The 12,551-nt window shown below is 73.0% G+C and carries 7 protein-coding genes; 4 read left to right on the top strand and 3 right to left on the bottom strand.

The genetic code is table 11. From position 1 onward, the window contains the following. Positions 1 to 94: 94 nt before the first annotated feature. From WMF31_RS39445 to WMF31_RS39435, 3 genes are all read right to left on the bottom strand, one after another. Positions 95 to 1,213, bottom strand: coding sequence for a hypothetical protein (locus WMF31_RS39445; RefSeq protein WP_436607036.1), 1,119 nt, complete (start codon positions 1,211 to 1,213; stop codon positions 95 to 97). A 167-nt stretch (positions 1,214 to 1,380) separates the two neighbouring features. Further along, positions 1,381 to 2,070, bottom strand: coding sequence for a sterol desaturase family protein (locus tag WMF31_RS39440; protein WP_436607035.1), 690 nt, complete (start codon positions 2,068 to 2,070; stop codon positions 1,381 to 1,383). 65 nt (positions 2,071 to 2,135) lie between these two features. Beyond that, positions 2,136 to 2,321: a hypothetical protein gene (locus tag WMF31_RS39435; RefSeq protein WP_436607034.1), complete on the bottom strand. Its 186-nt coding sequence runs from the start codon at positions 2,319 to 2,321 to the stop codon at positions 2,136 to 2,138. Positions 2,322 to 2,502: 181 nt separating this feature from the next. Here WMF31_RS39435 and WMF31_RS39430 point away from each other — a divergent pair, with 181 nt between their 5' ends. From WMF31_RS39430 to WMF31_RS39415, 4 genes are all read left to right on the top strand, one after another. Beyond that, positions 2,503 to 5,133 (top strand): hypothetical protein, encoded by a 2,631-nt coding sequence (locus WMF31_RS39430; RefSeq protein WP_436607033.1) that lies wholly within the window; start codon positions 2,503 to 2,505, stop codon positions 5,131 to 5,133. Between the two features lie 828 nt (positions 5,134 to 5,961). Then, on the top strand, positions 5,962 to 6,774 hold the full coding sequence (locus WMF31_RS39425) for a hypothetical protein (protein ID WP_436607032.1): 813 nt from the start codon (positions 5,962 to 5,964) through the stop codon (positions 6,772 to 6,774). Between the two features lie 92 nt (positions 6,775 to 6,866). Continuing rightward, positions 6,867 to 10,862, top strand: a complete 3,996-nt coding sequence (locus WMF31_RS39420; RefSeq protein WP_436607031.1) for a serine/threonine-protein kinase — start codon at positions 6,867 to 6,869, stop codon at positions 10,860 to 10,862. A gap of 139 nt (positions 10,863 to 11,001) precedes the next feature. Beyond that, entirely contained in the window at positions 11,002 to 12,471 is a 1,470-nt protein-coding gene (locus WMF31_RS39415; RefSeq protein ID WP_436607030.1) for a serine/threonine-protein kinase, read from the top strand. Positions 12,472 to 12,551: the final 80 nt, after the last annotated feature.

Below are 12,551 nucleotides of genomic sequence, written 5' to 3'. Positions count from 1 at the left end.
GCACGCGCGGCGCGACCGGCGCGCGCGGCGCGTGGGTCAGGTGGGCCACGTTCGTGGCCCTCGGGCCGGCGAGCCACGGACGCGGCCCGCCGGCCTAGCGAGCGCCGCCGTCCGGCTTCGCCCGCCGCGGGGCGACGACCTCGTCCGGCGCGCCGCCGTCTCCCGCTGGCGGGGGCGCGCCGCGCCCCTCGGGCGCCGGCGGCAGCCGCGGCGCGGGCGCGGGCCTCTCCAGCGCGCGCAGCGAGGCGAGCCGCGCGACGAGCGCCGAGGCCTCCTCGGCCGACAGCGAGACGCGGGCGTGGAGCTCCTTGCCCTCGGCCGCGATCTCGACGCGCTGGAGCAGCGCGCCGAAGCCGATGAGCCGCGTCGCGAGATCCTCGGCGCGCGCGTCGCGGGCGGCGCGCAGCCGCGCGCCGAGCTCGGCGCACGGGGCCTCCGCGTCGCAGAGGATGACGCCGCGGACGGCGATCTCGGGGCCGAGCGCGACCCCGGCGCCCGCGGCGACGACCGACGCCGCGGGCGAGCGGGCGCCGCCGCCCGGCGCGAGCTCGCGCTCGAGCTCGGCGCGCTGCTCGGGCGTGAGCACCACGGTGACGCGCGCCGCGGCCTCGCCCACCTCGCGGGCGACCTCGCGGTGCGCGGCGCTCTCGCGGACGGGCTCGGCGCGGCCGTCGGCGGCGTCGATCATGGCGCGCAGGTACGCCCCGCCGCCGAGCAGGATCGGCCCCCCGGGGCGCACGGCGATCTCGCCGCGGCCCTCGGCGCTCGAGTCGCGCACCGCGTGGAAGCTGCCGATCTGCGTGACGACGGGCTGGCCGCCGCGGGCCTCGACGACCTTGGAGGCGCACGTGAGCAGCGCCTCGCTCTGCACGGCGCCCGCCGCGACCAGCCCGAAGTCGCCGCCCTCGCCCGCCGCCGGGATGGCGAGGACGACCTCGGTGAGCCCGGCCATCGGGTCGAAGCCGCACACGTCGCGCACCTTGCCGAGGCCGGGGATCTCGCGCTCCTCGCGCAGGAACGAGGCGAAGGCCTTCGACGCCCGCAGCGCCGGGAGGTCGAGCGAGGCGACGAGCAGCGCGTCCGCCGGCACCGCGTCGAGCGCGCTGGGCGCCGGGGGGCTCTCCTGCCGGCGGCCGAGCAGCCAGGCGATCCCGCCGCCGAGCAGCGCCCCGGCGAGCAGGAGGGCGAGGCCGTCTCGGGTCCGCGTCTGCACGCGCGACCGTTAGCACACACAACGGCAGGCCGGGCGCCCCGGTCGCGGGGGGAGGGGCGCGCCGGGGGGCTCCCCTCCGGGGCTTGCGTTCCGGCGAGCCCCTGTCGTGGCTCGCCTCCACGCCAGCGCCTCCGGGGAGCCCCCCCGGCGCGCCCCTCCCCCCGCGGCTACGCGCGCGACGCGGGCCCGGGCGGGGGCGACCAGCGCGTCCCGCGGACGACGTCGAACACGGGCACGGTCACGTTGAAGTTCCAGCGCTTCATGAGCCGCGGATCGTGGTGCCGCCGGTGGTGCTCGCGCAGGCAGAGGAGCCCCGGGAGCCGGAGCACCACGCTGTCCGCCGGCAGGTGATAGGCGAGGTGCAGCCACTCGTAGCTGACGAAGAACCCCATCGCCGTCGCGAGCCCGAGCAGCGCCGCGTCCCGCGTGAACAGGATCCCCGCCGCGGCGGTGAGCGGCAGCAGCAGGACGAAGACCAGGAGCACCGAGTACGGCGGCGTCAGCACCAGCCACAGCTCGCGGGCGCTCCGGAGCGCCATGTCGTCGGCCGTGAAGGCGAGGTGGTGCTCGCGCTCGTGCCGCTCGAACAGCGTGCCGAGCAGCGGCGCCCGCCGGTGCAGCACCGACCTGTGCGCCCACCACTCGAAGGCGAAGGCGAGCAGCAGCGTCGCCGGGACGGCGAGGAGCTCGACCGCCTCGACGGCGTCGAGGGAGCCCACCGCCGCCGCGAGCACGAGCGCGCCGAGCGCCGTGGGCGCCGCGAGGTGGAGCGCAGGACAGTACCCGCGCGGGATCCGCGCCGCGATCTCCGCGCGCCGCCGCCGCCGCCGCGGAAAACCCCGCTCGTTCGCGACCATGGGGGACTATGAATTCCAAAAAAACAGAACGCAAGCGGGGCTCGAGGCGCGGGCGGTGTGCGCGCTCAGCGGTCCGGCCGCTCCTCTCGCGATTCCGCGCTGTCCTGGCGCGCGCGTCCGTCCGCCGTCGCATCTCGCTCGAACAGCGCGCCGATGGCCTCGCCGATGCGGCCGATCTTCGTGGCGAGCAGCACCACGATGAGCAGGAAGGCCACGAGGGCGATCTCGTTCGGGGAAGCGCCGAGCACCATGTGCCGATGTCTACCACGCCGGCCGCGCCGCGCCGCGGCCCGCGCGGGCGAGGAGGCGCTGCGTGGCAGGAACGCGGAGGTCCGCGATCGCGTTTGACAGCCCGCCGGCGACCGTCGACAGTCCAGCCGATACGGGGCCCTCGGTGCAGCTCCGCGGGGCCGACCTCCAGAGATGACCGCCGTGTCCGAGCTCCGCGACGACCCCGAAGCCGTGCAGGCGCGCCTGCGCGCGGGCGCGATCCTCCTGGCCGACGCGTCGCCGGAGGGGGAGGCGATCGGCACGGCGCTGCGGAGCCGGGGGTTCGACGTCACCGCGACCTCGATCGCCGAGCTCGAGGCGCGCCTCGGGCGCGACGCGCCGCGGGTCGTGATCGTCGACATCGATCAGCCCGGCGCGATCGAGGCGCTCGAGCGGCTCTACCATCATCGCCCCGGCGGTGTGGCCGCGTCCGTCCTGCTGGTGGGCGATCCGGCCCGCTCGGCGGAGCTCGATCCGCAGCTCTTCGGGCAGGTCTTCGAGCGGCCGGTCGACATCGCCGAGCTCGCCGCGCACGTGAGCGCGGTCGCCGAGCCGGTCTGGCTCCGCAGCGATCACGGCGCCGCGCCGCGCCCGCCGACGGCCCCCCCGGGCCCGCTCGACCAGGAGCTCCCGTCGAGCCCGGACTTCTCCAGAGAGCTCGACCCGCTCGACGTCGGCTCCGTGCTGCCGCCCCCGGAGGACGGCGAGGCGGTCGGATCGCGGCTCTTGCCGGCCCGGATCAGCCCGGAGCTCGAGGAGATCCTCGTCGCCGCCGAGCAGCGGGTGACGGCGAAGGCGCACCCCTCGAGCATCCCGGCGGCCGAGGAAGAGGTCGATCTGATCCTGTCGCCGGAGCTGCTCTCCGCCCTCGACGAGCCGATCGATCCGGACGACGACGAGCCGCGGACCGGCGCGAACGCGGCCTTCGCCCCGCTGCACGCCAGCCCGGCGCCGCACGCGGCCGCGGTGTCGTACGCGGCCTCGGCGTCGCAGCCGAGGACCGGCGAGGGCACGCACGGCGGCGCGGCCGTGCCGCACCAGGCAGCCACGCGCTCCGAGCCCACCGGGCCGGGTGAGCCCATCGACGAGCTCGCCGAGCCCGGGGACGAGCCCCACGTCGAGCCGCCGCTCGACGCCGCGTACGCGACGAGGCGCACCGGAGCCGAGCTCGCGGCGCTCGCGCGCGATCCGGAGGCGCTCCTGCCCGAGCGGGAGGACCGCGAGCACGGCTCTCCCCCGCCGCGCTGGGGAGGCGGGCGCGACGCCGCGCCGCCGACGCCGCGCGAGGCGGTCCGGCCCCACGGCGGCCAGTCGCCGCCGCCGCGCGCCGAGCCCGCGTGGGAGCGGACGCCCGCCCCTCCGGCGGCCTCGCGCGCCGAGCCCGCGTGGGAGCGGACGCCCGCCCCTCCGGCGGCCTCGCGCGCCGAGCCCGCGTGGGAGCGGACCCGCGATCCCCGCGCGCCCGGGTTTCTGCCGCCCGCGGCGGCGCCGCCGGGCGTCGCGCTCGCGCCGCCCACGGCCGGCGCGAGCCCCCCCGGGCGCGCCCTCATGCCGCCGGCGGCGCCCGTCGCGGCGGGCGCGCTCGGCCGCCTGCCCGCCCCGGCCCCGCTGTCCGTCGCCGTCACCGGCGCGCCCGGGCGTGCCCCCGCGCCGCCCGCGCCGCCGGTGCCCTCCGCGCCGGCCACGGTCAGCACCGGCGCGCTCGCCCGCGCGCCGCTCTCGTACGCGGCGGCCGACGAGGCCCCGAGCTCCGCCGGCGCCTCCGCCACCGTGCTCGGCCCGGGGGACGCGCCGCGCGCGCTCGCCCGCGCCGTCGGCAGCCGCGCCTCCGGCTCGCTCGCGGTCTCGACCGAGGCGGGCGTGCGGCGCATCGTGCTGCACGAGGGCGATCTCGTCACCGCCGGCTCGGGCATCGCCGACGAGACGCTGCTCGCCTTCCTGGTCGGGCGCGGCGACATCGCGCGCGAGGTCGCCGCGCGGCTCTCGGGCAAGCTCCCCGCCTCGGGCCGGCACGCCGGCGCGGCGCTCATCGCGCACGGCCACCTCGGCCAGGACGATCTCTGGCCGGTCCTGCGCGCGCACGCCGAGTGGATCATCGGGCACGTCGTGCTCGTCGAGGCCGGCACGTGCGATCTGGAGTCCGAGCCGCCGGGCCGCCTCAAGGCGGAGCCGAACGTCTTCGGCGGCGCGACCGGCGCCGAGGTCTTCGTCGAGACCGTCCGCCGCGTCATCGCCCCCGAGGTGGCGCTGCGCCGCCTCGGCGGCCCGGGCGCGCGGCTCGACGACGGCGTCCGGCGCAACCTGCTCGGCGAGTGCGCGCTCCGGCGCGAGGAGGAGGAGCTCGTGCGCAGCGCGCGCGGCCGCGCCGTCGGCGAGCTCGTGGGCGCGGCGGAGCCCGACCACGCCAGCGTGCTCTACGCGCTCGTCTGCCTGGAGGTGCTCGACGTCCTGATCCCCCCGTCGATCACCGAGGCGCCGCCCGCGCCCGTGGCGGATCCGCTCGACGAGGAGGCGATCCGGCAGCGGGTCCGCGCGCGGCTCGCGCTGGTGGAGGAGGGCGACTACTTCTCGATCCTCGGCGTCCCGCGCGACGCGACGAGCTACGAGATCCGCCGCGCGTACCTCGCGCTCCGGAGGGCGTTCGAGCCGTCGACGCTGCTGACCGCCGCGACCGTGGACCTGCTCGACGACGTGCGGCTGGTCATCGAGGTGCTCGACGAGGCCTACGAGATCCTGCGCGAGCCCCACCGGCGCGAGCGCTACCGGCGCGCGATCGAGGCGGGGCCGCCGTAGCGGCGGGGTGTGGGCTCGCCGGGGGCTCTCCGAATCGAGCAGCACGACTGCGGAGAGTCGCCCCGGATCAGCAGAAGAACCGCCATGGCGCCAAGGCCGCCAAGAGGAGAGGCACCCCCGCGCTTTTCCCTCCTGACTTCCCTGCGTCCTTGACGGCCTTGGGTCCCGGTAGGGACGGCCCGTGCGTGCTGACCTACCTTCGGTCAGTCTGGGCCGCCCCCGGACAGAACCCGGCGAGCGGATTTCCCGCACCGGGCTCCCACATCGGGTCGACGGACCGGCTCGCGGTCTCGCGGTAGAGACGGCCAGGGATGATGGATGCGGGGCTGCGGGAGGGGGAACCGCTGCTCGAATACCGTTCGTTGCGATCGGGTCCGGTTTGCGCGCTGGCTCCTCCGCTGAAGCTGGCGATGCCGGCTCACGCGCGCACGCTCTCGAAACTGGTGCGATGCTCGGTAGTTCGTGGACACTCCGCAGCACCGGAAGCGTCCTGCGAGCACCCTGGCGAGCCATGCGGGGCTCGTTCGACGCGACGTTGCACGATCTCTCCTCTCGCCGTGCTGCACCGCCAGCTCGAGTGGATGCGACATCTGTCCGAAGCAGAAGTCGCTTTCCCTTGGATGTCGGGTCCGGATTCAGGGCGAGTCCATCGTGTGGCGCAGCGGGTCCGTCTGCCACGAAACAGGCTGTCATATCGACCAGGCCGCGAATTTTCGTCGCGCCTCCGGGTTTGTATCTTGTCCATATAATCGGGGCGCGCTATGATTGCGATAAACTGGCGACTGTCGTGCTTTGCAGGGGGGGATGGACATGAGAAGCAATCGTCCCGTGCGTACAATCGTGTGCGCCGCGCTCTCGCTCGCCGCTGCCTCGTGCGGCGTCGAGGGGGCGGGGCGCGAAGACGTGGAGGTCCGCGAGAGGGCGCTGTTGAGCGACAATGCGCTCAACATGAACGCGCTCAACATGAACGCGCTCAACATGAACGGGCTCGAGCTCTCCGCGCTCAGCTCTATCACGCTCTCGCCAGACAACCTCGCGGCGATCCGCGATCCGGGCACGATCGGCAGCATCGCGCGGCAGCTCGTCCAGTACGCCGTGAGCTGTGCGTTCAGCCCGACGCAGTCGTTCAGCTTCTCCTGGACCGATAGCAGGGGCGTGGTCCATAACGAGGACTACTGGGGGCAGCTGGGGCTCGACACAAACTGGGCGACAAAATCCCTGTCCAACGCGGGGCAGAAGTGGGTATCCGCGTGCCTGGCGGCGCGCGTCAACTGGTATGGCGTCCCGGTGACTGTTTCAGCGCGGGGCTCGACAGGCGGTCTCAACGTCACCGACGCCGGCGAGCTCAATACATACATTTTCGAAGAGGGGGCCTTCTTCGGCAACATCTTCGGCGCGATCCCGGTGATTTATGCGTGCAACCTCCCCGAGAACGACGCCCACTCGCGGGGGCAGTACCGCGATTGCGCCGCCGGGCATCTCATGAAAAACGGGTCTGTGCAGGATTGCGGAATCATCCAGCGGGTCGGTTCGTGCAGCACGCAGTGCGCCGGGCTCACCAACAGCGGGAAGTACCATCCCCACTGCATCGACAGCGCGGACGTCACCTGGAGCGAAGTCATCACCGTCTTTCTCAAATAAACACGGGCTCGATGGTCCGCGAACTTTCCCGGCAAGTGCGGGCGTCGACGCTCACGCAAGCGCAAATCCGTTGCTCGTCCTGCGGGCGGCGCGTGTCGCGCGACGCCCCGGAGTGCCCCGACCACGGCCAGGTGTCCGCCCAGGTCGTCGTGCCGGTGGAGGACGAGAGGTCGAGTATCTCGCCGCACGCCGTGGAGGCCAGACGCGTCGACGTGCCGGGCTATCGCGTCCTGCGTGTCCTCGGGCGCGGCGGCTTCGGGACCGTGTTCGAGGCCGAGCCCGAGGCGGGCGGACCGAAGGTGGCGATCAAGCTCGCGCGGCACGACAGGATCGAGGCCGCGCTGCACCTCGCGAGCGAGCTCGCGCCGCTTCGAGCGGTCGGTCCCCCCCACGTCCCTGCGGTCTACGGCTGGGGCGAGCTTCACGACGGGGTGTTCCACGTCGTGATGGAGCACATCGCGGCGCCCACGCTGGCCCAACGGATGGTGGCGCGCGCCATGCCTCTCCACGAGGTGGCCCCGACGGCGACGGCCATCCTCGACGCGCTCGCCGCCGTCCACGCCGCAGGCTTCGTTCACGGCGACCTCAAGCCCGAGAACATCTTCGTCGATGACGCCCCGATGGCTCGGCTGATCGACTTTGGTCTGGTGCTCAAGCCCGGCGACGGAACCGAGTCGTCAGTGGACAGATGGATCGCTGGCACCGCGGAGTACATGGCTCCCGAGCAGTGCGCCAGTCACGGGGAAGTCGGCCCGCGCGCGGACGTTTACGCCATGGGAGTCGTCCTGTACGAGATGCTCACGGGTCGCCCGCCGTTCTGGGGGGCGCCGGCCGTCGTGCGGCAGGCGCACTGCGAGCGTCGGCCGGCGCGCCCCTCGGCGTTCGTCCCGGTGCCGGTTCCCATCGAGGGCGTCATCCTCCGATGCCTCGCGAAGGAGCCGCTGGATCGCTTCGCGGACGCCGCGGAGCTGCAGGCGGCGTTCGCCGCGGCGCTCGCGAGCGTCGACGCATGCGAGCAGCCCAGCTCGGCGCCCAGGTCGGCGTCCGCCTTGCAGGCACCCGCGCCCCTCCTGCGCGAGCGCCGCCGCGTCGTCTTCGTGTTCTTCGCGTCCGAAATCGATGTCATCGGGCTCCGGCGCAAGCTGATCTCGCTCGGCGGGCAGCTCGTCCATTCCAGCCATGGTCGCTTCGTCGCGATGTTCGGCCATGAGGCGGGAGATAACCCGATTCGGTGGTCGATGCTCGCCGCGCTGGAGCTCATCCAGCGCGATGTCTGCGCCCGTGCCGCCGTCGACCTCGCCTTCGTCACGATCCTGCCCCGCGCCGATGGATCTCGCCGCTATCTGAGCCCGCTGTTCTCCAGCGTCGACCGCTTCCCGGCTGCGAGCGACCCGCCGGGGGTCTTCCTCACCCCTGCCGTGGCGGCGCTGCTCCCCGAGGTGTCCGGCGCCAGGCTCGAGGATGCTCGCGCCTGGGTTCGCGTCGATAGAATCCATCCCGGCTCCCTTCCGCCGCTGGACGACGTCAATACGCACACGGGCGTGCTCATCGGGCGAGACGAGGTGCTGAATCAGCTCCTGTCCAGCGCACGCGCGGCGGCCCTGGGCAAACCCTCTCTCACTCGGGTCGTGGCGGAGCCAGGCTACGGCAAGAGCCACCTCGCCGCCGCGCTGGTCGAACGCCTGCGCGCGATCGATCAGCGCGGCACCGTCCTCGCGATCCGCGCCGGCGAACTGGCGCTCGACGGCGGCGACCAGGCGCTGCGTTCGTTGCTGGTGCAAGCGCTCGGCCTCAAAGAGACCGCGCACGCCAGCGCCGTTCGCGCGCATCTCGACGAGCGGCTCGGCGAGCGCGCCGCCGCGCTCGGCCCGATCCTGGCTTTCGCCCTGGGCTGCCTCGCGCCTGACGCACCGGAGATCGCCGCGCGCACGGCCGCCCCGCGAGCGCTGGAGTCAGCGGTCAGGGTGAGCGTGGCGGAGGCGCTCCGGCTACGGGCCGCGGAGGCGCCGCTGCTCATCGTCCTCGACGACGCCCACCACGCCGGCGAGGTGACGCTCGCGGCGCTGGCGCTCGCGACGCGCGCCGACCTGGGCGCGCCGATCTGGGTCTGCACGCTCGAACGCCCGGGCTTGAATGGAGTCGGACAGGCAGGCGTCGCGCTCAGCGATGCGGTCGCGGTCCACCACCTCGGGCCGCTCGATCCGCAGAGCGCGACCGAGCTCTGTCGCGTGCTCCTCCGTCCGGTCGAGGAGGTCCCCGACTTCGCTGTCCAACACCTGGTCAAGCGGGCCCAGGCCATCCCGCTCATGCTCGTCGAGCTCGTCCGCGGGCTGAAGCGAGAGGGGTTCGTACGCCGGCGCGCGATGGGCGGCGGGTGGTACCTGGCGACAGACGAGATCGATTACTTGCCGAGCTCGCCGCGCATCGAGTGGCTCGCCGAGGGGGAGCTCGACAGCTTGGCGCCCGTGCTCCGCGTCCACGCGCGCCTGATCGCATTGCTCGGCGCGGATGCGACCCTGCCCGAGATCGAGGGGGTGCTCGGCCGCCTCGATCAGCAGGGCGACGTCGAGTCGCTCCCGCTCGACGCCCGCGTCAGCGTGGCGCGCCTCCTCGCGTCGGGCGTGCTCGTGCAGTACGACGACACGACGATCGGCTTCCGCCACGCCCTCACGCGGGAGGCGGTCGCGCAATCCACACCGGAGGCGCTGCGGAACCGGATCCACTGCGCCGCTTACGATTACTACGGTGAGGTCCTGGCCATGCCCGAGGCGCGGCGGCATGCGAGGCTCGCCTACCACGCGGAGAAGGCGGGCATGGGCGCCGCCGCGCAGGCGCTGTACCTCGATCTCGCCGAGCAGTCGCACGCGCGCCACGTCTACGTCGAGGCCGAGGCGCTCTACACCCGTGCCATCGAGCAGCCCGCGCCGCCCTCGCTCGCGGCCTTTCGCGGGCGCGGGCTCATGCGTTACCGGGTCGAGCGGTACCAAGACGCGCTCAGTGACTTTGCCCGCGCGCGCGACCTGGCCGCGGCGCAGCGTGACGCGGCGACGGAGGCCGAGATCCTCCTCGACGAGGCGACGGTGCTCGACTGGATGGAACAGTACACGAGCTCCGAGGAGCGCGTGCGATGCGCCAGGCAGCTCGCAGCGGCCGCGGCGCTCGACTCGCCGCAGATCGAGGCGCGCCTGTTGCTTGGCTCTGGGCGCTCGCTCCACCGCTTCTGCAAGGAAGCGGAGGCCGCTAGCACGCTGGAACGGGCGGCGGCAGCGGCCGAGCGCCTCGGGGACGCGGAGTACGAGACGCTGGTGATCGCGCTCGTGATGCTCGGCTTCATCTACCCGGCGCTCGGGCGGCTCGCCGACGCACGGCGGGTGCTCGATCACGCCATTCGCCTCGCCGAGGAGCACGGAGACATGCTCCATCTCGTGGGCGCCATCAACAACCGAGCCCTCCTGCTCGCGTGCCTCGGCGACAAGGCTGGTATGCTCGCCGACTTCTCGCTCCAGATCGAGCTCGCGCGCATGCTCGGGCATCGCACGCCGGAGCTCTTCGGGCACTACAACCTCGGTGAGTTCCTCTATCTCATGGATGACATGGAAGCCGCCGCCTTCCATGTGCAGCGCGCGATCGAGCTGGAGAGGCGCCGGTCCGGCGATCAGGGCCGTCCTGTGTTCGCGCTCCTCGCTGCCCGGGTGCAGCTCTATCGCGGCGACGTGGCGGGCGCGCGCACGGCGATCAGCGCGATATGGACGAAGCAGGCCATCGCCATCCGCGACGGGCGCCCGGACGGGCTCATGCTGCCCTCGGAGGAGGTGCTCGCGTGCATGGTCGATCTCATGACGCGCGAGGCGAGCGACGCGGAGTGGGACGAGCTCGACAAGGCGTCGGCGCTGCACTCGGTCGGCCAGGAGCGGATCGAGGTCATCGAGGCGCGGGCGCTCTGGGATTACCGGCGCGGGCGCCTCGAGGACTCGCGGCGCCACCTGGATCGAGCCATCGAGCTCGCGGCGCGCATCCCGAACGTGATGGGCGCTCGTCTCCGCCGGTGGCTCGACGTGGTCAGCTCGAAGCTGCAGGAAACGTCGTGAGTCGATTCAAATCATGACGCTGCCAGCGACGCACTCGTCGCGTGGTCGTCTCGACATTGGAGACGGCGCTGCGCGTGGGTGGTTTCGTGCGGAGTTGATGGAGCCAATCGTTCAGAGCGTGAGCCTTGCCGGGGGAGCCATGGACGACGAGCAGGAGACGAAATCGATGTTCTTGTTGGACCAGCCGCCTCTCGGCGGCGATCTGCCTGGCGGAGCGCAAGTCGGCGACTACGTCATCGACGTTTTGCTTGCCAGCGGGGGATGCGGAGCGGTGTACGGAGCGAGGCACCGGCACACGGGCGATCGTGTGGCGCTGAAGGTGCTCCACCGCGGGCTGGCGGCCTCGCCGAAGATCGTCAAGCGCTTCCTGCGCGAGGTCGAGGTGGTCCGGCTCCTCAAGCACCCTGGCATCGTGGAGATATTCGCCGCGGGGGAGCTGGAGGACGGCAGGCCGTTCTATGTCATGGAGTATCTTGAGGGCGTGACCCTCGACGTGCTCACGCGGCAGGAGGGTCGGCTCTCTCCAGAAGAGGCGCTGAAGCTGCTTGAACCGGTCTGCTCAGCGCTCGAAGCCGCCCACCATGCCGGCATCGTCCATCGCGACGTCAAGGGCAGCAACGTCTTCGTGACAAAGAAGGTCCCCCGCGCCGTCAAGCTCCTCGACTTCGGCGTCGCGAAGATGCTCGGATCGGCGGAGACCGCCATGGGCTTCACCACGGCGGGCCGCACCCTGGGCACGCCGAGCATCATGGCGCCCGAGCAGATCCTGGGCGGTCCTATCGACATGCGGGTGGATGTCTACGCGCTCGGCGTCCTGCTTCATCGCATGCTGACCGGAGCCCTCCCCTTCCACTCCCCCGACGCCGCCGAGCTCGCGCGGCAGCACCTCGAGGAGCCGCCGCCCAAGCCCAGCCGCCGCATCCCGCTCTCGCCGGCGATCGATGCCGTCGTGCTCCGTTGCCTCGAGAAGCTCCCGGAGCACCGCTACCCATCGGTGGCGAGCTTCCTGCACGAGCTGCGCGAGGCCGTGGGCGAGGCTGCGTCCGGGCGGGATACGCTGCCCGGGCTGACGGTGAACGCGATCGCCATCCACGTCGAGCTCCGCGCGCGCATCGACGAGGACGATTTCGACGATGAGCTCGCCGATGAGCTCGGCGGAACCCTCGACTTCGCCGAGCGGAGGATGCGGCAGGCAGGGCTCATTCTGGTCTCGACGACAGGCAGCGAGATCCTGGCGATGCGCCTGCTCTGGGGTGACGCGACCGAGACGCTCGCGGCGCGCGAAGAGGTCATGACGGTCGCATCGGCGCTTCAGATGGACCTCGCGCGGCGGACGTGCCTGAGCGCGCGCTTTCACGCCAACGTATGTCTCCACACAGCGCCTGTGGCGGTCCGGTCGATGCTCGACCCGGAGATCCTCGGCGGTGCGCTGGCCCGCGTCGGTGAATGGGCGCCCATCGAGGACGTCGGCGGCCTCTGCGCCACGCCGGACGCGCTCGCAGGGATCGATGGGCTGGACACTGAGCCGGGGCCGTCTGGTCTCTTGATGATCCGACAGGGCGCGGCTCCGGTACCGCGCGAGCGCACGCTCCAGAGCGAGCTCGCGTGAGCGGAGCAAGACGCGCACACCCGGACTAACCGCTTACGGGGAATCGACCGCGGATGAGCTCGGCGACGGCGTGGAGGGTC

The organism is Sorangium sp. So ce1036 (assembly GCF_051369805.1).
GTDB lineage: Bacteria > Myxococcota_A > Polyangia > Polyangiales > Polyangiaceae > Sorangium > Sorangium cellulosum_F.
The sequence above is the reverse complement of the archived record's forward strand: the minus strand, read 5'-3'. Positions and strand labels throughout refer to the sequence as shown.

Bases quoted from the DNA above. Each gene is read 5' to 3' on its own strand.
- WMF31_RS39440 (WP_436607035.1), bottom strand. From the start codon at position 2,070: ATGGTCGCGAACGAGCGGGGTTTTCCGCGGCGGCGGCGGCGGCGCGCG.
- WMF31_RS39435 (WP_436607034.1), bottom strand. From the start codon at position 2,321: ATGGTGCTCGGCGCTTCCCCGAACGAGATCGCCCTCGTGGCCTTCCTG.
- WMF31_RS39415 (WP_436607030.1), top strand. From the start codon at position 11,002: ATGGACGACGAGCAGGAGACGAAATCGATGTTCTTGTTGGACCAGCCG.